At 58.3% G+C, this 23,200-nt stretch carries 24 protein-coding genes and 1 pseudogene; 20 read left to right on the top strand and 5 right to left on the bottom strand.

Annotated features, from left to right (window positions below; all coding sequences use genetic code 11):
- Both HY028_03670 and HY028_03665 read right to left on the bottom strand, forming a co-directional pair.
- Nucleotides 1-496 (bottom strand): ATP-binding cassette domain-containing protein (locus HY028_03670; protein ID MBI3343953.1); only part of this gene is annotated, 496 nt, incomplete at its 3' end.
- Nucleotides 475-1,581, bottom strand: a pseudogene (locus HY028_03665) (efflux RND transporter periplasmic adaptor subunit). The pseudogene HY028_03665 and the gene HY028_03670, both read right to left, overlap by 22 nt.
- A 183-nt stretch (nucleotides 1,582-1,764) precedes the next feature.
- Here HY028_03665 and glgP point away from each other — a divergent pair.
- The 13 genes from glgP to radA all read left to right on the top strand — a co-directional run bounded on the left by glgP (nucleotide 1,765) and on the right by radA (nucleotide 15,409).
- Nucleotides 1,765-3,456, top strand: a complete 1,692-nt coding sequence (gene glgP, locus HY028_03660) for an alpha-glucan family phosphorylase (GenBank protein MBI3343952.1) — start codon at nucleotides 1,765-1,767, stop codon at nucleotides 3,454-3,456.
- Between the two features lie 3 nt (nucleotides 3,457-3,459).
- Nucleotides 3,460-4,575: an acetate/propionate family kinase gene (locus HY028_03655; protein MBI3343951.1), complete on the top strand. Its 1,116-nt coding sequence runs from the start codon at nucleotides 3,460-3,462 to the stop codon at nucleotides 4,573-4,575.
- Nucleotides 4,563-6,158: an AarF/ABC1/UbiB kinase family protein gene (locus HY028_03650; protein ID MBI3343950.1), complete on the top strand. Its 1,596-nt coding sequence runs from the start codon at nucleotides 4,563-4,565 to the stop codon at nucleotides 6,156-6,158. The genes HY028_03655 and HY028_03650 overlap by 13 nt, the downstream gene beginning before the upstream one ends.
- A gap of 44 nt (nucleotides 6,159-6,202) precedes the next feature.
- A complete protein-coding gene (locus HY028_03645) occupies nucleotides 6,203-7,561 on the top strand; it encodes an MBL fold metallo-hydrolase (GenBank protein MBI3343949.1) in 1,359 nt (452 codons plus the stop codon).
- 57 nt (nucleotides 7,562-7,618) lie between these two features.
- On the top strand, nucleotides 7,619-8,584 hold the full coding sequence (locus HY028_03640) for a GGDEF domain-containing protein (protein MBI3343948.1): 966 nt from the start codon (nucleotides 7,619-7,621) through the stop codon (nucleotides 8,582-8,584).
- A gap of 87 nt (nucleotides 8,585-8,671) precedes the next feature.
- A complete protein-coding gene (locus tag HY028_03635; GenBank protein ID MBI3343947.1) occupies nucleotides 8,672-9,127 on the top strand; it encodes a hypothetical protein in 456 nt (151 codons plus the stop codon).
- Entirely contained in the window at nucleotides 9,111-9,941 is an 831-nt protein-coding gene (gene rlmB / locus HY028_03630) for a 23S rRNA (guanosine(2251)-2'-O)-methyltransferase RlmB (protein MBI3343946.1), read from the top strand. Before HY028_03635 ends, rlmB begins: the two co-directional genes overlap by 17 nt.
- Before the next feature lie 175 nt (nucleotides 9,942-10,116).
- Nucleotides 10,117-10,554 (top strand): 30S ribosomal protein S6, encoded by a 438-nt coding sequence (gene rpsF / locus HY028_03625; GenBank protein ID MBI3343945.1) that lies wholly within the window; start codon nucleotides 10,117-10,119, stop codon nucleotides 10,552-10,554.
- A gap of 62 nt (nucleotides 10,555-10,616) precedes the next feature.
- Complete coding sequence (rpsR, locus tag HY028_03620; GenBank protein ID MBI3343944.1) at nucleotides 10,617-10,847, top strand: 30S ribosomal protein S18; 231 nt, start codon at nucleotides 10,617-10,619, stop codon at nucleotides 10,845-10,847.
- A gap of 19 nt (nucleotides 10,848-10,866) precedes the next feature.
- Nucleotides 10,867-11,319 (top strand): 50S ribosomal protein L9, encoded by a 453-nt coding sequence (gene rplI, locus HY028_03615; protein ID MBI3343943.1) that lies wholly within the window; start codon nucleotides 10,867-10,869, stop codon nucleotides 11,317-11,319.
- Nucleotides 11,320-11,541: 222 nt separating this feature from the next.
- Nucleotides 11,542-12,957 (top strand): replicative DNA helicase, encoded by a 1,416-nt coding sequence (dnaB, locus tag HY028_03610; GenBank protein MBI3343942.1) that lies wholly within the window; start codon nucleotides 11,542-11,544, stop codon nucleotides 12,955-12,957.
- 48 nt (nucleotides 12,958-13,005) lie between these two features.
- Entirely contained in the window at nucleotides 13,006-14,085 is a 1,080-nt protein-coding gene (gene alr, locus HY028_03605; protein MBI3343941.1) for an alanine racemase, read from the top strand.
- Complete coding sequence (radA, locus tag HY028_03600) at nucleotides 14,078-15,409, top strand: DNA repair protein RadA (GenBank protein MBI3343940.1); 1,332 nt, start codon at nucleotides 14,078-14,080, stop codon at nucleotides 15,407-15,409. Before alr ends, radA begins: the two co-directional genes overlap by 8 nt.
- Nucleotides 15,410-15,541: 132 nt before the next feature.
- Here the strand turns inward: radA and HY028_03595 are convergent, their stop codons facing one another.
- Nucleotides 15,542-15,910, bottom strand: a complete 369-nt coding sequence (locus HY028_03595) for a PilZ domain-containing protein (protein ID MBI3343939.1) — start codon at nucleotides 15,908-15,910, stop codon at nucleotides 15,542-15,544.
- A gap of 282 nt (nucleotides 15,911-16,192) precedes the next feature.
- On the opposite strand from HY028_03595, the gene HY028_03590 reads away from it, so the two are divergent.
- From HY028_03590 to HY028_03565, 6 genes are all read left to right on the top strand, one after another.
- Nucleotides 16,193-16,885: a 1-acyl-sn-glycerol-3-phosphate acyltransferase gene (locus tag HY028_03590; protein ID MBI3343938.1), complete on the top strand. Its 693-nt coding sequence runs from the start codon at nucleotides 16,193-16,195 to the stop codon at nucleotides 16,883-16,885.
- Nucleotides 16,886-16,956: 71 nt separating this feature from the next.
- Nucleotides 16,957-17,298 carry a hypothetical protein gene (locus HY028_03585; GenBank protein MBI3343937.1) on the top strand — a complete coding sequence of 114 codons (342 nt, stop codon included), beginning with the start codon at nucleotides 16,957-16,959 and terminating at the stop codon, nucleotides 17,296-17,298.
- Between the two features lie 51 nt (nucleotides 17,299-17,349).
- Complete coding sequence (locus HY028_03580; protein MBI3343936.1) at nucleotides 17,350-17,898, top strand: RNA polymerase sigma factor; 549 nt, start codon at nucleotides 17,350-17,352, stop codon at nucleotides 17,896-17,898.
- Nucleotides 17,895-18,248: a hypothetical protein gene (locus tag HY028_03575; protein ID MBI3343935.1), complete on the top strand. Its 354-nt coding sequence runs from the start codon at nucleotides 17,895-17,897 to the stop codon at nucleotides 18,246-18,248. The genes HY028_03580 and HY028_03575 overlap by 4 nt, the downstream gene beginning before the upstream one ends.
- On the top strand, nucleotides 18,235-18,702 hold the full coding sequence (locus tag HY028_03570) for a DUF3106 domain-containing protein (GenBank protein ID MBI3343934.1): 468 nt from the start codon (nucleotides 18,235-18,237) through the stop codon (nucleotides 18,700-18,702). Before HY028_03575 ends, HY028_03570 begins: the two co-directional genes overlap by 14 nt.
- A gap of 133 nt (nucleotides 18,703-18,835) precedes the next feature.
- Nucleotides 18,836-19,261: an Hsp20/alpha crystallin family protein gene (locus HY028_03565; protein ID MBI3343933.1), complete on the top strand. Its 426-nt coding sequence runs from the start codon at nucleotides 18,836-18,838 to the stop codon at nucleotides 19,259-19,261.
- Between the two features lie 78 nt (nucleotides 19,262-19,339).
- Here HY028_03565 and HY028_03560 read toward each other — a convergent pair whose 3' ends face one another.
- Nucleotides 19,340-19,909 (bottom strand): tetratricopeptide repeat protein, encoded by a 570-nt coding sequence (locus HY028_03560; protein ID MBI3343932.1) that lies wholly within the window; start codon nucleotides 19,907-19,909, stop codon nucleotides 19,340-19,342.
- Between the two features lie 2 nt (nucleotides 19,910-19,911).
- A complete protein-coding gene (mrcB, locus tag HY028_03555) occupies nucleotides 19,912-22,275 on the bottom strand; it encodes a penicillin-binding protein 1B (GenBank protein MBI3343931.1) in 2,364 nt (787 codons plus the stop codon).
- Between the two features lie 392 nt (nucleotides 22,276-22,667).
- Here mrcB and HY028_03550 point away from each other — a divergent pair, with 392 nt between their 5' ends.
- Complete coding sequence (locus HY028_03550; protein MBI3343930.1) at nucleotides 22,668-23,099, top strand: C40 family peptidase; 432 nt, start codon at nucleotides 22,668-22,670, stop codon at nucleotides 23,097-23,099.
- Nucleotides 23,100-23,200 lie beyond the last annotated feature (101 nt).

The raw sequence follows: 23,200 nt of genomic DNA, 5'->3' as shown, positions 1-23,200 counted from the left end.
GAAGCGAGGGAGCGATAGCGGACGAGCGGTGTGCGACGCCCCCCGCGTAGCCGTAGGGCCGGATGTTTTGTCGGAGTCCGCGCGGTAGCGCGGGTGGAGACAAAATAGGAGGCACCCGGCACGGCGTCAAGTCATTGTGGGCGCCATGTCGCGCAACGAAGTGTAGCGCCGTGGCGGACGCAGGACGAGCGCGGGCCGCCGAAGGCAATACACGCCGCCCATTTTTCGCTCCCGAAATCGGATGGATCCATTTCGGGTTTCGCGAAAAATGGCGACGCAATCGCTCGCCGCCATCAAAGGTCAGCACTCCCGCGATGGATTTCATCAAGCTGCTCTTGCCCGCACCGTCGGGCCCGATCAGTCCGTAAATCTCGCCGCGCCGTATAGCGAGACTCACGTCTTGCGCGGCGGTCTGCTTACGGTAACGCTTGCTGAAACCCGTAACACTGACAACCTGTTCACGGGGGTCGGCCTTTACCAGCGTGGCTTGGTCCATTCCATGCCTTCCTTCCAGCGGATCACCGCGTCGGCGGGCAGGCCGGGTGTGAGGCGATGCTCCGGGTTGGCGTTCAAATACAGCTTCACCGCATAAACCAGCTTCATACGTTCATCGGGTGTTTGCACTTCTTTGGGTGTAAATTCCGCGCGGGAGGCAATGTAGCGTACGGTCGCCGCATAAGGCAGGTCAGGAAAGGCGTCGGTATAAACGCGCGCGGGCAGCCCTAAGCGCAATTTTCCAATCTACGCCTCCGGCACGTATACCTTCAGGTACAGTTCATCGAGATCCACCATGTCGTAGAGCGGTGCGCCCGCCGTGATGACTTCACCCGGCTCGCGCACGCGGGTCATGATGACGCCATTGCCGGGTGCGGCGATGCCAAGGTCAGCCCGCACACTTTCCGCCTCCGCAAGCACGGCCTCAGCCTGTTGCTGCTGCGCCTGGAGCGCGCGCAATTCGTCTTCTTTTGCCTTGATCCTGTCCCAGCCAAGACGCGCCTCGGCGTGCTGCTTCTCGGCGCGCGTGAGCGCTTGACGGCTGGCGATAAGATCATTCTTGGCCGTAGTCAATACAAGATCGGCTTGTTCACTGCGTTGCCTGTTCACCGTGCCGCGTTCGAGCAACTCTCGAAAGCGCCGAGCATCACGCCGCGCCTGTTGCTCCGCCGCCTCGGCCTTGTCCTGTTCGACCCGGGCTTGGGTCACCGTGGCGGCAACGGCGTCCACGCCGAGCGGGACTTCCATTTTCAACACCTCGAGTGCGGTTTGAGCCGCCCGCACTTGGGCCTCCAATACATTCACCGCGGCGCGGGCCTGATTCACCTTTGCGCTGATTTGCGCGTCATCCAATTGCGCCAGCGGCTGTCCTTCGCTTACCGCATCACCTTCGCGCGCCGTCATCCTCACGACTCGACCGGCGACCTTGCTGGCGATGGTGATCTGGTCGCCTTCGATGCGGCCGTTGGCCTGAATCAGCCCGTCGGGAAGGGTCGAGCCGCCTGCCCACTGGCGATAGGCAAGATAACCCAGCATTAACACCGACAAGATGAGAATGGCCACTAACCCGCGCTGTACTTTACCCATGTCAACTCCAGGATGAGGTGTTGGCGGCGCTTCCCGTTACATCACTGCGTCAACTGACAAACTAATTCCAAATGGCACAGCAAGACTTGATCTATATCAATAAATATTTAACAAAAAATCCCTATGATGTTAGCTGAGGTACGTAGATCTAACTTCAGGTTCGTTGATTCGAGAGATAAACCTATGCTCATGCAATTTCTACACGAGCCGCGCATCGCCTATTTTTCCATGGAGATCGCGCTGCGTAACGAGATTCCGACGTATAGCGGCGGTCTCGGCGTGCTTGCCGGTGACACGGTGCGTTCCGCTGCTGATTTGGAGTTACCGCTGGTCGCCGTCAGCCTGGTGAGCCGTTCCGGTTATTTTCGCCAGGAGATTGACGGTGCAGGCAAGCAGATCGAACATCCCGATGATTGGGACCCGAGCCGCTGGGCGACGCCGCTTACGGCGGCGGTGGCGGTGCAAATTGAAACTCGCAACGTATGGGTATTTGGCTGGCTCTACATCCTGGAGGGGCACATGGGCGGACAAGTGCCGGTCATCCTGCTCGATACCAATCTTGAAATTAATCAAGCCGAGGATCGCGATATCACGCGTTATCTGTACGGCGGCGATGCGTCCTACCGGTTGAAACAGGAGGTGGTGCTGGGGATAGGCGGCGCTCGCATGTTGCAGGCGCTCGGATTCGAGGTGCGCCAATACCATATGAACGAAGGTCACTCCGCGCTGCTTTCGTTGGAACTGCTGCGCCGTTATGCCTATGCGCCCGAGGATTTACGCCCAGGCGAATCACCGTACAACATGCCGCGCGTGCGCGAGCAGTGCAACTTCACCACGCATACTCCGGTTGAGGCGGGGCACGATCAATTTCCCTACGATTTAGTACAGCGTGTGCTGGGTGATTTGATTGATCTTCCGACACTCATATTGCTTGCCGGCAACGACAAGCTCAACATGACGCGCCTGGCGCTCAATCTCAGTCAATATGTGAATGGTGTTGCGAAGCGCCACGCCGAGGTGTCACAAAAAATGTTCCCAGGCTACCATGTGCATGCCGTGACCAATGGCGTGCATCCTTATTCATGGTCTGCGCGCAGTTTTGCCAAACTCTACGATCATTATCTGCCCGGCTGGTGCCACGAACCGGAACTCCTGTCGCGCGCCGACCGTATCCCCGAGGAGGCGATTTGGGCGGCGCATATGGAGACCAAGCGCGCATTGATTGAACAGGTTAAAACCCTGACCGGCGTGAATCTAAACTTGAGTGTGCTGACGCTCGGTTTCGCGCGGCGCATGACGGACTATAAGCGCCCTGATCTATTGTTCACCGATCTGGCGCACCTCAAGGCGATCGCCGATGAACACCCCTTTCAACTGGTGCTCGCCGGCAAGGCGCACCCGCGCGACGATGGCGGTAAACGGCTCATCGAAATGCTGCATGCGCACATGCGTGAACTCGCGGGCGGCATTACCATCGCCTATCTGCCCAACTACGATTTGGATATAGCGCAGGCCCTGACTGCGGGCGTGGACGTGTGGCTCAACACGCCGCTGCGCCCGTTAGAGGCCTCCGGCACCAGCGGCATGAAGGCCGCCTTCAACGGCGTACCTCAGTTGAGCGTGCTGGATGGCTGGTGGGTTGAAGGCTGTATCGAAGGCGTGACCGGTTGGGCGATCGGCGATTCCAGCGAATCGAAAAATGCTGATGATGCGGAGACGCTATATCAAAAGCTCGAACAAGTCGTGCTGCCTATGTATTACGGCGACCCTGCCGGCTGGATCGGTGTGATGAAGGGTGCGATCAGCAAGAACGCCTGCTACTTCAACAGCCACCGTATGATGCGCCGCTACGCGACCGAAGCCTACATCCGCTAGCGCATGCGCATCCTGGTGTTCAACAGTGGCAGCGCGACGCTCAAGTTTCAATTGTTTGAAACAAATCATGCGGGATTCCAATCTTTAATGCGCGGCTCTATCCAGGCTCGCGGCGATTACACGCAGGCCGCGCTCGGCGCGTTTGCCCAACTGCGCGCTACTTTAGGTGAGCCATGGGCGCAGCAACTAACGGCGGTGGGTCACCGCATAGTGCACGGCGGCGAACGCTTCGTTACACCAACGCTCATCACGCCGCAGGTGCTGAGCGAGATCGAAGCATTGAGCGCGCTCGCGCCGCTGCACAATCCCCCGGCGCTGGAAGTGATACGCGCCGCGCGAGGAGAATTGGGTGACAGTGCGCCTCTGTATGCGGTGTTTGACACTGCCTTCTATCACGACTTGCCGGACGCAGTAAAACACTATGCGCTGCCCGCGGAATGGACACGGAAGTACGGCGTGCGCCGCTATGGCTTTCACGGCATCGCACACCGTTACTTATATGAACGCCATACAGAGTTAAACGGGAAGGCGGCACAGCGCGTCATCACCTTGCAGTTGGGTCAAGGCTGTTCGATCACCGCGCTACGCAACGGACGGCCGGTGGACACCAGCATGGGCTACACGCCGCTGGAAGGCCTCATCATGGCCACCCGCCCCGGCGATGTAGACGCGGGCGTGCTGTTGCACTTGTTGCGCAGAGGTGTAAGCATGGATGAACTAAGCCAGGGATTGAACGCGCGCTCCGGCCTGTTGGGGCTCTCCGGGACCAGCGGCGACATGCGTGAGCTGTTACGGTTGGAGGTGCAGGGCCATGAAGGGGCGATGCTTGCCGTCAACGCCTTCTGCCAGCGTGCGCGGAAATATCTCGGCGCTTATCTCGCGGTGTTGGGTGGAGCGGACGCGATTGTTTTCGGCGGTGGCATAGGCGAAAATGCGCCGCAGATTCGCGCGCGCATCCTGTTAAATATGGAGTGGTGCGGCCTGATGCTCGATGAGCCGGCCAACGCGGCGGCGATGGGTGTGGAGAGTTGTATCTCCGAGCCCCGTTCAGTGCAAAAAGTTTACGTAATCCCCGTGAATGAAGAATTGCTGATTGCAAAGGATATATGTCGTCTTTAGCAAGACTCATGCAAATCGCCGCAGTATTAGGCGGCTACCTGATAGGGTGGGTGCTGGGGCGGTGGCTGCATCGGCCCGCCGAGGTCACTCCCGCGCAAAAATTCTGCCGCGCCTTGGAAAGGTTGGGAGGCTCATTTGTTAAATTGGGCCAGGGCCTCAGCCTTCGCCATGACTTGCTGCCCAACGATTATATTGTCGCGCTACAGGCGTTGCAGGATGATGTGCCTCCCTTCCCCGGCGATATAGCCATTAAAGAAATAGAAAATGTCCTGGAAAACAGCATAGAAAATCTTTTCGCGGAGTTTGATGCGACGCCGCTTGCGGCCGCTTCCATTGCCCAGGTGCACAAGGTGCGCCTGCATGACGGACGTCTCGCGGTCGTAAAAATCCGGCGCCCCGGAATCAAGGCCCAGATAGATCAAGACATGCGGATACTAAAACTCCTGCTACGCATCTTGACTGTCTTGATACCCGCTCTGCAACAGTATCAACCCTTGGAGATAGTCCGCGAGATTTGGACCAATCTGCGCAAGGAAACGGATTTCAGGCAAGAGGCGCGCAACGTCCGGCGCTTTGTGGAAGCGTTCAAGGATTCGCAGACTATCCATATTCCCGCCGTGGTGGATCAACTCTACACCGAATCCGTGCTGGTGCAGGAATTGAGCAGCGGGCTGCGAGTGGATGATCCGGGCATTAAAGAAAGGGGCCCGCAACTTGCGCAGGCCTTTGTGGAGGCCTATGTGCACCAGTTTTTTGTGATGGGCGTGTTCCACGGCGACCCGCATCCCGGCAATCTGTTCATTACGGCAAATAACCGCATCTGTTTTCATGACTTCGGGATGGTTGGCTTCCTGGACCGGTCCACGCGCAAGAATCTTGCCGCGCTCATGCAGGCCTTTGTAAGACAAGACAGCGATTGGATGTTGGACAGCTATCTGGATTTAGGTATCCTGGGAGGAGAGCTGGATCGCAGCGAATTCCGCCGCGGACTGGAAGAAATGCTTGAAGACTATGCCCACCTGCCTCTCAAAGACTGGTCTTTTGCCGAAGCCTTCATGCGGATCACCCGCCTCGGCAGAGGGCAGAATATCCGTGTTCCTCACAGCCTGCTGGTCTTGATGCGCGCGATGTTCTTGATGGAAAACACCGTGCGCAGCCTGGATCCGGATTTCAACCTTATGGATGGATTGTTGGGGAAGGCGGAGCAGGTAGTACAAACATCGCTGCGAGAAACAAACTTTAGTGACGCAACGGCGCGGCTGAGATATGAATCAGGTGTGGCGGTGCAGGAGATGCCGGCGGTCTTGAGCGCATTGCTGCGCCGGCTGCGCAGGGACGGATTGCAACTGCGCGTGCGTCATCACGGCCTGGAGGATCTGGAAAGGCACCTGGATCGCAGCAGTAACCGGATGGCGCTGGCGCTGGTCACGCTGGGACTTTATATCGCCGCTTCCTTACTCATGCAGAACAGCACAGGGCCGCGCATAGCCGGTATGCCGGTGTTTGCCATCATGGGTTATGGTTTGGCGTTATGGTTTACCTTTCGTCTGGTGAGGGGCATTTCACGTTCCGGACGGCTATAGACTATGGCTGGACAGGGTGTTCTTATTCTTATAATGAGGTCATGATGGAACTCACATTTCTGGGGGCGACGGGCACCGTTACGGGATCCAAGTATCTGGTGCGTACCGGTGCAAAAAAAATATTGGTGGATTGCGGTCTGTTCCAGGGCTACAAGCACTTGCGCTTGAGAAATCGCGCGCCCCTACCTGTGAATCCCGCCGAGATTGATGCGGTCGTGCTGACCCACGCGCACTTGGATCACAGCGGCTATCTGCCATTGCTTATTAAAAACGGATTTTCCGGCAAGGTATATTGCAGTGAGGCGACACGCGATCTGTGCGCCATCCTGTTGCCGGATAGCGGACATCTGCAGGAGGAAGAGGCGAGGTACGCCAACAAGCGCGGTTATTCCAAACACACTCCTGCACTGCCGCTGTATACGCTGGAAGACGCCGAACGTGCAATGCGGGCGTTCAGCCCCATCCCCTTTGAAAAAGATATTGCGCTGGGGGGGAGTCTGTCCGCACGGCTCATTCCAAACGGCCACATCCTGGGTTCGGGCTGTGTGCTGATAAAGGATACAAAGACGTCACTGTTATTCTCCGGCGATATGGGGCGGCCGAACGACCTCATCATGCGTGCGCCTGAGCGGGTACGCCAGGCGGATTATCTGGTGATGGAATCCACCTACGGCAACCGCCGCCACGATCCGGTGGATCCCCAGATCGCGTTCGCCGAGATCATACATCGCACCGTCGAGCGCGGCGGGACGATACTGATCCCGTCGTTTGCGGTGGGCCGCGCCCAGACCTTGCTCTACTATATCCATCTCTTGAAGGCCACGCGCGCGATACCCGACATCCCCGTGTTTCTCAACAGCCCGATGGCGGCGGACGCCACTCGCATCTTCCACAAGCATCGCGGCGAACACCGTTTGACCGATGCGCAATGCGACGCCATGTGCCGCGCCGCACACATCATCAACAGCGTCGAGGAATCCAAGGCGCTTAACGAACGCAAGGATCCTATGATCATCATCTCCGCAAGCGGCATGGCCACGGGAGGGCGCGTATTGCACCACCTGAAGGTGCTCGCGCCGGATGCGCGCAACACGATACTATTCGCCGGATTTCAGGCGGGCGGCACGCGCGGCGCCGCCATGCTGAACGGCGCCGAGGCGATCAAGATACACGGCGAGTACGTGCCGCTGCGCGCCGAGGTGGCGGCGCTGGATAATCTTTCCGCACATGCGGACTACGAAGAAATTATCGATTGGCTCAAACATTTTCACGCCCCACCCAGGCAAACCTTCATCACCCACGGCGAGCCCGCTGCGGCGGATGCGCTGCGTCACCGCATCGAGGAGCGCTTGCGCTGGAACGTTCGCGTGCCGGACTATCTCGAAAAGGTGACGCTGATATGAATAGTTGCAATCCCACTATGCTTATCAAGCGCCTGCCGGAATGTTAGTATAGATCTTATGAAAAAACTCATGACAAATCGCCCGGATATCTTGAAAGCGCCCGCGCGGGCAACCGGACCTTGGCAGCGGATGCTCAACGAAAATCCATTATTGGCGGCGAAGGTTCTAGAAAATATCATGGATGGTGTTCTCATTACCGATGCCAATGGCCATATTCAATATGTCAACCCGGCATTCGTTGCTATTACAGGCTATAGCGCGGATGAGGTCATGGGCAAAAACCCTCGGATCCTGAAATCCGGCCACCAGGATGCGGAGTTTTATCAATACATGTGGACAACCCTCAATACCCGCGGACAGTGGCAGGGTGAAATCTGGAACCGGCGTAAAAACGGAGAAATCTATCCGGAGTGGGAAAACATCGCTGTTATTAAGGATGGCGAGGGCAAGGTGATCAACTACGTGGCGATCTTCAGCGACATCACCGTGCTGAAAAGCATGGAACGCCGCTTTCATCACCTTGCCCATCACGATCCGCTCACCGGTCTTCCGAACCGTTTGCTGTTTCAGGATCGTTTCCAGCTGGCCCTGGCGCAGGCGAAGCGCCAACAACAGGCGCTGGCGGTGCTGTTTATTGATATCGACAACTTCAAGACGATCAATGACACGCTGGGACACGCCGTGGGCGATCAACTGATAAAAACGGCCGCGGAATGTCTCACGCAATGTGTGCGCAACGCCGACACTGTCGCGCGTCTGGGCGGCGATGAATTTATTGCGCTGCTCGTCAACATAAAAAATCCACTGGATGCCGAGCGAGTCGCCAGAAAAATCATCTCCGCAGTGGCCAAGGTCTTTGTCGTGGAGGGCCACGAACTTTTTATCACGGCCAGCATCGGAGTGAGCCTTTATCCCCAGGACGGTCAGGACACCAATACTCTTATTAAGAATGCCGACACCGCCATGTATCGTGCCAAACAGCTTGGTAAAAATAATTATCAGTTATACACACCTTCTAAATAGAGGATACAGGTTAAGTACTGTAATCTCCTCCTGTGAACTTTGCGGTAACGGATTTACCTAAGGAAGCAGTGCTAAAAGGAGTCGCCTATGAAATACAGCAAATATCTTCTCCCGCTCAGCCTGGTGTTCGTAAGTCTGGTCAGCGCCGGATGCGCCTCGACGGTCGGAAGGTTCTACTCGGGCCCTGAACGGCCCAGCGGCAAGATTGCGGTAATCAAAAACAACCCCATGATCAGGGACATAGTGGATAGAGGCGTAGTGATAAGCAGCGTAGACGGGGCGAAAGTCAGTTTAAGCACCTACGCCGTAGAGGTCTTGCCCGGCCCCCATACCCTGGGCGTGCAGTGCAGTTTCCGTGTGGACCCCACGATGCTGGGCGGTCCATTTGAGCCCACGACCACCAATGTGCGCCAGTCCCAGCTACGTCAGTACCCGGCCTCGTTCGATGTACGTGTCGAAGCAGGTCATGTCTATCAGCCCCAGGTCTTCCTGCGGCCCGACCAAACCTGCAAGGTATGGCTGGTGGATGTCACAGGTCGTTAAAGCGGGACATGTGAAGCGTGAAGAGCGAGAGGTGAGGCGCGAGACCGATCGGCAACCGCCGGCCGAATCCACCAACATCGTATATGGCCTGCACGCCGTGTTGGCTGCGCTCTCACAACCCGATAATAACGTCTCCGAGCTATGGCTGGATGGCTCACGCCGCGACGAGCGGATTAAAAGGTTAATCGCCACAGCGGAGCAGGCAGGGGCCGCTCTGCATAAGGTCGCTCGGCACGAACTGGATGCCCTGGCGTCTGGCGCCAGACACCAGGGGGTCGTGGCTCACTGTAAGAGTCCTCCTTCTTGCACTGAATCGGATTTGCTTCCCCTGCTGGCAGCGCTCGACGAGCCCGCCTTTCTGCTGGTGCTGGACGGCGTGCAAGACCCCCACAATCTGGGGGCCTGCCTGCGCAGTGCGGAAGCGGCCGGCGTGCATGGAGTGATCGTGCCACGCGACCGCGCCGCATCGTTGACGCCTACGGTGCGCAAGGTGGCCAGCGGCGCCGCTGAGGTTCTGCCGGTGTTTCAGGTGACCAACCTGGCGCGCACGTTGCGATCCATCAAAGAACAGGGGGTATGGCTGATCGGGGCGGCGGGAGATGCCGAGGCCAGTCTCTACCAAGCTGATCTGCGCGGCCCCCTGGCCGTGGTGATGGGCGGGGAGGGTGGCGGGTTGCGGCGGCTCACCCGCGACCTGTGCGATCATCTGATCCATATCCCCATGGCCGGGACGGTGGAGAGCTTAAATGTCTCGGTGGCGGCGGGCATTTGCCTGTTTGAAGCCGTGCGCCAGCGCGGGGGCGCACGAATCTGACGAATGTAGGGCCGAATTTATTCGGCCTCTGTGCGAAGTTGTCGCATCTACAGATAACAATCAGATTGTCACCGGCGCCCAACACGTTTATAATTACCTCTGTTATTAGATAGACCCAATCCAATAACTCCTTGCCTTACCGCCCCGTCGGAAGGCTTAACCCATGAGGAGCGTTATGCGACATTATGAAATCGTGTTTCTGGTCCACCCTGACCAGAGCGAACAAGTCCCCGCCATGCTGGACCGTTACCGTACCCTGATTGAAGGCAAGGGCGGGGGGGTTCACCGCCTGGAAGACTGGGGCCGGCGTCCGTTGGCCTATCCCATCAACAAGATACACAAGGCCCACTATGTGCTCATGAATATCGAGTGCGGGCAAGAGACCTTAGACGAACTCACCAGCGCCTTTAGGTTTAACGACGCCGTCATCCGTAATCTGGTCATTGCGCGTGACGAGGCCGTCACCGATCCCTCGCCGTTGGTGAAATCCAAGGATGATCGCGAAGAGTCCGACATCGGCGCGACCCGATTTGACGACGTAGCCGAGGATGAAGAAGAGGCTGCCCTGGAGATTATCCCTGAAGCCGCTGAAGAAAGCGCAGCACAGCCGTAGTTTCTTAACACTGCCAACTTTCGAGATATATTATGAGGCCCAAGATGAGACCCAAGACAGATATTCCCCGTTTTTTCCGCCGCAGAAAGTTTTGCCGGTTTACCGCCGAGGGGACCAAGGAGATTGATTACAAGGATCTCTCGGTATTGAAGAATTATGTCAGCGAAAACGGCAAGATCGTACCCAGCCGCATCACCGGCACCAAGGCGCGCTACCAGCGCCAGTTGGGCACGGCCATCAAGCGCGCCCGGTTCCTGGCGTTGCTGCCCTATTGCGACTCCCATTTAAAATAATTGAAGTTGAGGTGTAGTGATGGACGTTATCCTGCTTGAAAAGGTGCAGAATCTCGGTAATCTAGGCGACAAGGTCTCGGTGAGATCCGGCTATGGCAGGAATTATTTGATCCCGCAAGGCAAGGCGGCGTCGGCCACTCCTGTTAATCTTGCCAAGTTCGAAGCCCGCCGCGCTGAACTGGAAAAGGCCGCCGCGGAAAATCTCGCGGCCGCGCAGGCGCGTGAGCAGGCGTTGCGTGCCCTGGGCAGCGTCGCCGTCATGAGCAAGGCCGGTGACGAGGGCAAGCTGTTTGGCTCGGTCGGCGCCGCCGATATCGCCGAAGCCCTGGCTAAGGCGGGAGTAAAGGTTGAGAAACAAGAGATCCGTATGCCTTACGGACCGTTGCGTACCCTGGGTGAGCACGAGGTCGCTATTCATCTGCACACCGACATCAACGTTGCGGTAAAGATCATCATCACGCCTGAAATTTAGATTCAAACGATAGACGGTTGAAGGGGCGCCTCGGCACTTCGAGGCGCCTTAGAACGCATCCATAAATAATTTACCGCAGAGGACGCAGAGGAATACCCTCAATAAGGGTTTGTTTCTCCTCTATGCCCTCCGTGGTGAAGCCTTTTCATCGCAATGGACACAGGGGAGCTATGTGTGGATATGCTCTTAGTCCCTAACATGAGGTGACTCTTCGTAACGACTATGCAAGAGCTTACCTACTCCGCGAACGTTACCCCGTTTGACGCGCCAACCGCTGCGCTCAAAGTCCCCCCCCACTCCATAGAGGCCGAGCAGTCCCTGCTGGGCGGCCTGATGCTCGACAACAGCGCGTGGGATCAGATCGCGGACATTGTGGATGAAGAAGATTTCTACCGGCGCGATCACCGTCTGATCTTCCGCGCCATCCGCGAGCTCGCCAATCACAGCAACCCCTATGATGTCGTGACGCTGTCCGACTGGCTGAAGAACCTCGGCGAGCTTGACCAGGCGGGAGGGCTCGCCTACCTGGGCACGCTCGCCAACAACACACCCAGCGCCGCGAATATCAAGTCTTACGCCCATATCGTGCGGGAGCGTTCGGTTCTGCGTCAGTTGGCGCAGGTGGGGACGGAAATCAGCAACAGCGCCTTCAAGCCGGAAGGGCGGGACAGCATCGAGTTGCTCGACGAGGCTGAAAAAAGGGTGTTCGCCATCGCCGAACAAGGGGCTCACGGCAAGCGCAGCTTCGCCAACATCAAGCACCTGGTGGCGCGCGCCATGGAGCGCATTGACACCCTGTTCCAATCCGATAGCCCGCTGACCGGCATCGCCACCGGCTTTACCGACCTGGATGACATGACATCGGGCCTGCAAAACGCCGATCTCGTCATCGTCGCGGGGCGCCCCTCGATGGGAAAGACCAGTTTCGCCATGAATATCGCCGAGCATGCCGCTATCAAGGGCCAGTTGCCGGTCGCCATCTTCAGCATGGAGATGCCCGCCGAACAGCTCGCCTTGCGCATGCTGTCCTCGCTTGGCCGCATAGACCAGCACAAGGTGCGCACCGGCAAGCTGGAGGATGAAGACTGGCCGCGTCTCACTTCGGCGGTCGGCATTCTGGCCGAGGCGAAGATGTTCATAGACGACAGCCCCGCGCTCACCCCCACGGAACTGCGCGCCCGCGCCCGCCGCCTGAAGCGCGAACACGGCCTGGGCCTGATCGTGATTGATTACCTGCAGCTCATGCAGGGCTCCGGTAACAAGGAAAACCGCACCAACGAAATTTCTGAAATATCCCGTTCACTCAAGGCCTTGGCGAAGGAACTTAATGTTCCTGTGATGGCCTTGTCGCAGCTCAACCGCAACCTCGAACAGCGCCCCAACAAGCGTCCGGTGATGTCCGACCTGCGTGAATCCGGCGGTATCGAACAGGATGCCGACATCATCGTCTTCATCTACCGTGACGAGGTCTACAACGAAGACAGTCCCGATAAGGGCAGCGCCGAGATCATCATCGGCAAGCAACGTAACGGTCCCATCGGCACCACCCGCCTGACCTTCCTCGCCCAATACACCCGCTTTGAAAATTTTGTCCCGAACGTCTATAGCCATGATGGTTATGGCGGCGGGCGCGGTTAGTCTGTCCTCGCGGTAGAAAGCGGCAAGAACGTGCGGACTGGCTGCGCGATCACGCGGGCGCTGATAGATCTCGCTGCCTTGCGGCATAACCTGCAACGGGTACGGGTAGCCGCTCCCGGCAGGCGCATCATGGCCATCATCAAGGCCGATGCCTACGGCCACGGCCTGATACGTATCGCCCGCGCCTTGGCCTCCGGTGTAGACAGTCTGGGTGTGGCGCGGCTGGAAGAGGCCGTGCGCCTGCGTGACGCGGGCATCGCTCAGCCCATCACCCTGCTGGAAGGTTTTCTCGAAGCCGCCGAGCTTGCCGTGATTGACCAGCAGCGGCTCCACGTGGTGGTTCATCGCCCCGAACAAATCACCATTCTCGAACAGGCGACTCTCACACAGCCGCTGGGCGTCTGGCTGAAAGTGGACACCGGCATGCACCGCCTGGGCATCGCCCCCGCCGAGGTCAAGTCCGCTTGGCAGCGCTTACAGTCGTGCAAGGGGGTAGAAGCGTTGGGCGTCATGACCCATCTCGCCAATGCCGATGACCGCGGCGACAACGTCACCCTGCGGCAACTGGAATGCTTTACCGAAATGACGGCCGGAATAAACGCATCGCGCTCCATCGCCAACTCGGCGGGGATACTGGGCTGGCCGGCGAGCCATGCCGATTGGGTGCGCCCCGGCGTCATGCTGTACGGTGTCTCGCCCTTCGCCGTAGGCCACGGCGAAGAGGAAGGACTGCAACCGGTGATGACGCTCTGCTCCCGGTTGATAGCCGTAAATCGCCTTCATGAAGGTGATGCCGTCGGTTATGGCGGAAGTTGGGTGTGTCCGGAAGACATGCCGGTGGGCGTCATCGCCGCCGGCTACGGCGACGGCTACCCGCGCCATGCCGAATCCGGCACGCCGGTGCTGGTGAACGGCCGGCGAGTTCTGCTCATCGGCCGGGTCTCCATGGACATGATTACGGTGGATTTGCGCAGCCAGCCGCAGGCCCAAGCGGGCGATTCTGTGGTGCTATGGGGCAAGGGGCTGCCGGTGGAGGAGATCGCCCGGTATGCCTCGACCATCCCCTATGAACTGCTGTGCGGGGTGGCGCGCAGAGTGGAGTTTATCGAAATGAATGCCGATGGCTAAAGACAAGCTGCTCTATAGCTGCACCGAATGCGGCGCGCAGGCGCCCAAGTGGTCCGGCCAGTGCCCGGAGTGCGGGGCGTGGAACAGCTTGATCGAGACCGTAGCCGCGGCGGCGAGCCCGCGCAGCGCACGCTTTACGGGTTATGCGGGAGAGTCGCAGGTGCAGACCCTGGCCGAGGCGGACGGCCAGCCCGAAACGCGCACGCCCACCGGGCTGAGCGAACTCGACCGGGTGCTGGGCGGCGGACTGGTGGCGGGCGGCGTGGTGCTGATAGGCGGTGATCCGGGCATCGGCAAGTCTACCCTGTTATTGCAAACCCTCGCCTCGCTCCACAGCCGCATGGCGGCCCTCTATGTAACAGGTGAAGAATCGCTGCAACAGGTCAGTATGCGCGGCCAGCGCCTGTCGCTGGCAACGGCGGGGTTGCGTTTGCTCACCGAAACCCGCGTGGAGCGGATCATTGCGCTCGCCCAACAGATGCTGCCGCGGGTGATCGTGATAGATTCCATCCAGACCATTTACACCGAGTTGCTGCAATCCGCGCCGGGTTCGGTTGCTCAGGTGCGTGAGAGCGCCGCGCAACTGGTGCGCTACGCCAAGCAAACCGGCACGGCGCTGTTTCTGGTCGGGCATGTCACCAAAGAGGGCGCGCTCGCCGGGCCGCGCGTGCTCGAGCACATGGTGGACACGGTGCTGTATTTTGAGGGCGACAGCGGCAGCGCCTTTCGCGTGATCCGTGCCATCAAAAACCGCTACGGCGCGGTGAATGAACTGGGTGTCTTCGCCATGACCGAGAAGGGCCTTAAGGAAATCAGCAATCCTTCGGCCATTTTTCTCTCGCGCCATGAACAACCCGTGCCCGGCAGCGTCATCATGGTGACGCGCGAGGGCAGCCGGCCGTTGCTGGTCGAAGTGCAGGCCCTGGTGGACGACAGCCACGCCGCTAATCCGAGGCGTGTTACTCTGGGGTTGGAGCAAAACCGTTTGGCGATGCTGCTTGCCGTATTGCACCGCCACGGCGGAGTGGCGATGTACGACCAGGATGTCTTTGTAAACGTGGTGGGCGGGGTGCGTATTACCGAAACCGGGGCCGACCTCGCCGTGGTGCTCGCGGCGGTTTCCAGCCTGCGCAACAAGCCGCTACCGCAAGACCTGGTGGTGTTTGGCGAGATGGGTCTCGCCGGAGAGATCCGCCCGGTGCAGAGTGGTCAGGAACGCCTGAAGGAGGCCGCCAAACATGGCTTCAAGCGGGCCATCATTCCTGGTGCGAACGCCCCCAAGGCGCCGGTAAAGGTTAGGGAAGCTCTGATTTATGCATGTTGAACCGCCAAGACGCCAAGAACGCCAAGACTTTTCTTTACAAATTCAAGCCTTTTTTCTTGGTGACCTTGGCGCCTTGGCGGTTGGCGATATATTTTTCAGAGTTTCCTTAGAGGATTTCTGAAAGGCCAGCTATCAGCCCATTGAAGACAGCTCACGATTGAGCCGGTCTTCGTCACCCAGATTCAACTCCATCAGCCGCTTGAGATGGCCCATGCTCTCCAGATCAATATGGTCGCAATGAAAACCGATGCGCCGTTTGTCGAAATGGACCGCACTGAGTTGCATCTTGATGACGGCCTCATTATGGAGCAGCAGCTCCAGCAAAAAAGGGTCGCCCATCTTGCCCTCCCAGCCGGGCGGACGCTCCAGCAGCACGCCCCGCAGCGAGATATCAATGAGTCTACCGTTCCAGCTCGTGTTGGCATTCGAGAGCCTTGCCGGGCCGTCGAACGGCACTCGAGTATAATGCCGCTGCTCTTCAAGTTTCGTGCTGTGTTTCATGGTCTTGGTCCTGGCCGATTAAGGCATTAGTAAAATCGCTGTTACAAGAACAAAAAATATATATTATTCAAACACTTACGTATTAATGGGGCGGCTGAATCGGCTTTGGGCCCTTATTCCTGTGCTGTTACTCAGGAGTCACAAAGTAGGGTAACAATGCTTATGACGTGACTCCTGAGTAAATACCCTGTTATACCTACCCCCACCCTGTCCCGCCCCCTACATAGGGGGCGGGGACGTAGCAGGAAGTGTAGCCTTACTTATTGACTTATGAGTAATTATATGCAAATAACTTACCAACTGGTTTGGGCCATCGTGCTGGCCGTGCTGCTCTGCTGGCTGTGGCTACGCTTCTTGCGGGCCTGCGAGGCCGCTCATCAGGCGGACTGGGGAGGCCGCTGGCTGAATCGTCTGGACGGTTTGAACCGCCTGTTCTGCCGTCATTTTCACCGCCTGCACTATACACCTGTCCCCTTGCCTTCGCAGGGTGGCGCCTTGGTCGCGTCGAACCATGTCTCCGGCCTTGATCCCCTGCTGCTCATCGCCGCGGCGCGGCGGCCGCTTCGTTTTATTATCGCCCAGGAAGAATATCAGCGTTTCGGACTCAACTGGCTGTATCAAGCCATCGGCTGTATTCCGGTAGAGCGTGACCGGCAACCCGAAGCGGCATTGCGGCAGGCCTTGCGTGCCTTGCAGAAGGGCGAAGTGGTGGCCATATTCCCGCACGGAAGGATCCATCTGGACAGCGATCCCCCGCGCAAATTAAAGGGTGGGGTGGCCAGTCTCGCCCAACTGACGGCCAGCCCGGTATACCCTGTGCGCCTGGAAGGAATACGCGGTCAGGGTCACGTGTTCAAGGCAGTGGTGCAACGCAGCCACGCCCGGCTGACTGCCTATCCCGCGTTGTTCTGCACCGATTACGAAGCTTGTCTCACCGAACTTGCGGGCATCCTGGAGGGCAGGTCAAGGCTATAAAATTTGCGGGCTGTGTCAACCTTTGTGCCGAGGGTGCGTTATAGATGATAGTGATCACAAAGGAGCCAAGCATGAAGACACAAATAGTATTAGGCGGTTTGTTGATCCTGCTCGCGGTGACCCCCGTGTGGGCAGGGGAGAGTAATCATTCACAACGGGCGGAACGGCTGGAGCATCACGGTGAGCGTATCAACCAGCGCCTCGATGCTCGCGGCGCGGCGATCAATATGCATCTCGACACCAAGGCCGCCAGGGCGCGCGCCAGTGGCAAGTACAGGTTGGCCGACCACTTGGACGCCCAAGGGAATCGCATAGAACGGCATCTGGACATGAAGGGCGACCGCATAGAAAGGCGTTTTCATCGCAAGGCGGAGCGCATAGAACACCGTAGGCATCACAGGCATCACGGCTAATTTCCGAAAGATGGCCTTGTTCGCTGCAAGTAGAATAATAAAGCCATCCTACTGGGGGAAACTATTCTGGACACGACACGGGAGCTGGAACAGTTCTTGGCGGGGGTCGAGCGGCGCGCCTTCCGCATGGCGCAACTTGCCGCCGGCAACAAGGATGACGCCCTGGATCTGGTGCAGGACGCCATGCTCAAACTAGCCCAGCGTTATGCCACACGTGATGCCCAGGAGTGGGGGCCGCTGTTTTATCAAATCCTGCAGAGTGGCATACGCGATGGATACCGCCGCAGCCGGGTGCGCAACCGCTGGCGGGTATGGTTTACCCAGGACGAGGAGGAGGGTGATCCCCTGCGGAACCTGCCGGATACCGGGAGCCCAGGGCCGGACCGGCGGGTGGTCAATGGCCAGGCCATGGATGCCTTGGAGTCCGCGCTGCAACGGTTACCGCTGCGTCAACAACAGGTCTTTCTGCTGCGCGTATGGGAAGGGTTGGATATCGCTCAAACGGCGCGCGCGATGGGCTGTACGCAAGGCAGCGTCAAAACGCATTATTCGCGTGCGGTGCACACCCTGCGCACACTGATGGAGGAGTATCGTGCATGAATAGCGAGCAGGACAATGAATTTCTTGAAGCAGCGAAGTCCACACTGGACGCCGGCGCCCGCAATCTCGATGCGCACATCCTGGCGCGGCTGCACGCAGCACGCGGCCGCGCGCTCGATGCCGCGGAACGGCGCCGGGCGTGGTTTGTCTCTCCGTGGTTTGTTCCCGGCGCGGCTGTCAGTACGGCCTTGGTGATGGCCGTAGCCGGTCTTTTATGGTTGTCTTCCCCGACTGACGAACTCACCGTCGCAGGGGAGGACAGCGACCTGATCGCCTCCGATGAAAATCTCGATATCTACAGCGACTTTGAATTTTACCGCTGGCTGGCGGACGAAAATGATTCGGTCTAATCGAGTATGGATGGGCGCGGCGCTATTGCTGGGGGCAGCCATGTGTCAGACCGCGCAAGCGGAGTCTGATCCTTATGCCGCACTTACACGGTTGGAGTATGATCTGTTCGACAAGTTCGCTCCCGCGCTTTTTGATCATCTTCCCGTGGATGACGATGCGCTACGCGGAGGCCAACGCTGGAAAGACCTCACGCCGGAACAGCGGGATCGTATCCGCGAGCGCTATCGCCGTTTCCAGGAACTGCCGGCGGATCAGCGGGCGCGCATCAGAGAGCGCCACGAGTGGTTCAAAAGCCTGCCGCCGGGCGAGCGCCGGGAGCTTCGCGAAAAATGGAAGGGCATGACGCCGCAGGAACGCAAGCAGCTTCGGAAAGAACTGAAAGGCCTACGCAAGCAAAAGAAGGAAAAACACTCCGCGTATAAAGACCGGAATAGCCGCGCGGCGCGAATATAAAGTTCCCGAATGGTTTTTCAAGGGCTGACGAAGAAAAATATTGTCCGGCCCACGGATCTTGAAATTTCGTAATAACCCTCCATCTCTGTCCTGGCAGTATTGGACCTATCCATTTGTTAAGGAGAGTATAGAGATGACAAACATTACACGACTGAGAACTTTTAGTGACCCGTTTGATAATTTGTTTGAAGCCCTGTGGCAGCCGTTGCTGATAGAAAGACCCAGGCAGGCCGGCGCCCAGATCAGAATAGATGTCACTGAAACGAAGGATGCCTATACCGTCCAGGCTGAACTGCCTGGCGTGAAGAAGGACGACATTCAAGTCAACATCGCCGGCAACCAGGTTTCCATCGGCGCCGAGGTGAATAAACAGCGCGAACTGAAATCGGACGAGAAGGTGATCGGCAGCGAGCGTTACTACGGCAGCTTGTACCGCAGTTTCAGCCTTGCACAGGATGTAGACGAGGCCGCAGCACAGGCGCGTTACAGTGAAGGCATACTGGAATTGACGTTGCCTAAAAAGTCCGCGACCAAGGCAAGGAAACTGACGATTCAATAGCTGCGGATGTCCCAGCAGGGCGTGGAGGAGTCCATCCCCTAAAAATGGCTTCTCCTCTGCGTCCTCTGCGGTAAACCGTTATCGCCTGCCCAATTGCTGCTTGGCCTGCGCAATGATTCTGTTGTTGCGCGCCACGAGGGTAGGATTGTTCCCGGCCAGTGTGTTTGATTTGGACGCCAGGTTAACGGCCTGATCGAATTGACTCTGCTGCAGGCGTATCCCGGCCAGTCGGCTCCAGACCTCCGGATTGCGCGGCTCCAGACGCAACGCGCGCTCCAGCGCAGCCGCTGCTGCGTCGAGATCGCCGGAGCGTGTCTGTTGTCCGGCGTTGTCGAGCAGCGCCACCACGGCGGAACCCGAACGCGGAGTGGAACTCTCGGCGGCTGCGCGCGCTCCACCGCCGGACTGCGGACGGACGGCCTGAGGAGAGCCCAGAGGCGTGACCTGTACACCGGACTCGGCGTCAGAGGGTTGCTGATCTTCCGGTAGAGCGGGTTCGGCAGTCGCGCCGGTCGTGCGATCCTCTATCGGCGCACCGGCAGACTGCGTGGTCGGAACCAGTGAGCACCCCGGCAACGATACCAAACCTAGCAACAGACTCGCCGTGGCCAGCTTCCACAACCTGTAATAAAAAATACGCAATCTCATCATCACTGAAAAATATTCCTTATAGCGTCAAAAGTATCCTCGATCACTCCGGGGAAATCCCCGCTGCAAGGTGCGTAATCCTGCGGTACGCTGCCCTTGATAAACGGCAATTCGACCGCCGCCGGACAGCCGGGTTCCAGGCGCATTTGAGTTTGCGGGTCCACGCTCGCCAGCTCCACGTCGGCGGGCAGGCTAAGCCGTAAAGGCTCGCTGTTAATTGCCTTCATGATATCACCCCACACCTTGAGCGCTCCACTCGCGCCGCTTAAGCCCGTGGGCTCATTATCATCGCGCCCCAGCCACACCACAATCAGGTGTTTCCCGCTGAAGCCTGCAAACCAGCTATCACGCAAGTCATCGGTAGTTCCGGTTTTCCCCGCCAGCTCCAGATCGGGAAGGGTTTGCTCAAGCGCCCGCGCGGTGCCGCTACGCACCACCTCCTGCATGGCGCGCGTGACCAGAAATGCCGGGGCCGGATCTGCGGCCTGCTCTACCGAGAGCGGGTAGCGTTGCAGCGGCTCTCCGCGCGTGGTGAGCACGTCGCGAATGACGCGCAGCGGTGTGCGGAACCCGCCGCTCGCCAGGGTTTGGTAAAACTGGGTAACCTCTAACGGACTCAGCTCGATGGCGCCCAACAAGGTAGATGGATAGGCCGGAAATTCGCGCGTGACACCGAGGGCGTAAAGGGTCTTCAATACACGGGGGACGCCCACTTTTAACCCCAGGCGCGCCGAAGATATATTATAAGAATGCGCCAGTGCCAGGTATAAAGGGACCTCCCCGTGTGACTGATGATCGTAATTTTGCGGTGACCACGGCTTGCCACCGGTGTTTTTCAGGGTAAAGGCGCCGTCATCCAAGGGGGTGACGAGCGTATATTTTTGCGGCTGGGCGAGGGCGGTGAGATAAATAACCGGCTTCATCAATGAACCTATCGGGCGTTGCGCATTGAGAGCCCGATTGAAACCGGTGTAGCGCGCATCGCGCCCGCCCACCATCGCAAGCACTTCGCCATTCTGGGTGTCGGTCACGATCACTGCGCCTTCTAACTTTCCCTCGGGAATTTTGTAGGCCTTTTCCAGGGCTGCGATACGATTCGCCAAGGCCCATTCCGCCACGCGCTGTATCTGCGGGTCAAACGCGGTAAAGATTTGCAGGCCTTCCGAAGTAAGGTCCTCCTCCTTATAGTCATGCTGCACTTGGCGCCGCAGCAGATCCATGAAGGCGGGGTAGGGCGAGATCCCCGCAGGGGGTTTAGCGGTCACGCCGAGCGGCGCCTGTTTGGCCTTGGCCGCCTGTGCGGCGGTGATATCCTGTTGCGTGAGCATGGCGTCCAGGACGCGATTCCGTATTGCGATCGCGCGCTGCGGGTGTTGCCGCGGCTCGTAAATCGAGGGGGCGGGGACCATCCCCACCAGCAGGGCGAGTTGGGAGACATCCAGTTCATTCAAGGGCCGGCCAAAATAAAATTGGCTGGCCAGCCCGAAACCATGAATGGCGCGCTGACCGTCCTGGCCCAAAAATATTTCATTGAGATAGGCCTCCAGGATTTCGTCCTTGGAATAGTGCATCTCCAGCAGCACCGCCATGATGACTTCGTTGAGTTTGCGGCTGAGGGTGCGGTCGGAGGTAAGGTAGAAATTTTTCACCAACTGCTGAGTCAACGTACTGCCCCCCTGCACCGTGGAACCGGCGCGCAAGTTGGCCCACATGGCGCGTAATATAGAGACGATATTGATGCCGTGGTGTTTATAAAAACGGCGATCCTCTACGTCAATCAGCGCCTTGATGAGCAGCGGCGGCACCTCCTTGACCTGCACCAGGACACGGTCTTCGTGATGCGCCGGGTAGATGCCGCCGACCAGCAGCGGATCGAGACGGACCAGGTCGAGCCGTGCGCCGGTCCGGGTATTTTGCAGTGCGCTCAGCGTGTCGCCGTCAAAGGCTATCGTGACCGGTTGTGAAGCTTCGCTGGTGTCCCAGAATCGAAAGCTGCGTGTCACCAAACGAAATGCGGGCGCTCCCGGCGTCCTGCCTCCCGCGACATTAGTTCCTCCCTGTACGCCACCGGATGAGCGCGAATAGGCCCCGGGTCCTTCAGGTTGAGTCACTTGCACATAACCCAAATCATTCAACTCTGCGGCCAGGATCTCAGGGTTGAGCTTCATGCCTTGAAACAATTCCAGGGGTCGCGCATACACGCGCGCGGGCAAGGCCCAGCGTTTGCCTTCAAACTGAACCTGGACGGTATGATCGAGATAGACGACGTATACCCCGAACGCTATCAGCAAGATAGGCAGACTTATAAACAGCAGGCTATACCAGCGCAGAGGCGGCAAGCGATGAACCGGGGATTTTGTAACCATGGGTTGCTCAGTATACGTGCTTGTTATAGGTTTGACACGATGGTCTTAAACAGGTTCGAAGCCTTGTCCGGCTTGATTTTTAGGGTACCCTGGGTTAGCTTAGACCAGCTTCTCTGAAGGGGTATTCAAGAATGCAATCGGTACGCATCCCGCCTGTTACCCACCCAGAAACCTGCGGCCGAAGGCTGCACCGACTCTCCTTCTCCCGCCTGCGGGAGGTCGCTCCCGGCGTCCTGCCTCCCGCGACATTAGTCCCTCCCTGTACGTCAAAGGTGGCCGAAAGGCCGGATGAGGGAGAGACCGCCTGGTTCATGGATACAATTCGTGACAATAAGGGTTGGGCGGTCTCTCTTCGCTCCCACTATGGCGCTCTATTTTGCGTGACGTTACTCATGTTGGCAGGCTGCAGTACGCCTCCGCGCCTATCACAGAGTTATCCTTCGCCCGAAGCGCAGCAACGCGCCGATATCGTATTGGTTGCCCAACAAATGATTGGCGCACCCTACCGGCTGGGGGGCGCTACCCCGCGCGGTTTTGATTGCAGCGGACTGGTGCTGTACACCTATCAGCAGGTGGGAATTCAAAATCTCCCGCGCACCACAGCCGGGCTGTTCCGGCAAGCTCAGCCAGTGACACTTGATGACTTGCTGCCCGGCGATCTGCTCTTTTTCGAGATCAACGGTCGTGGTGTTTCGCATGTGGGCATCTATCAGGGAGGTAATGAGTTTATCCACGCCCCTGTTTCTGGCAAACAGGTTTCCGTGGAGACACTCGATAACGGCTACTGGAGCAAGCGTTTGGTGCGCGCCGGGCGCTTGTTGTGACGTACACGGATGTACTAATGTCGCGTGAGGCAGGATGCCGGGAGGGATTCGAATTGCCATATGAATAGCAGATTAAAAAAGGGACCTTGGATAAAACCCAA

This window comes from Gammaproteobacteria bacterium (assembly GCA_016195665.1).
Lineage (GTDB): Bacteria > Pseudomonadota > Gammaproteobacteria > SURF-13 > SURF-13 > JACPZD01.
This window is presented reverse-complemented; position numbering and strand designations above follow the sequence as displayed.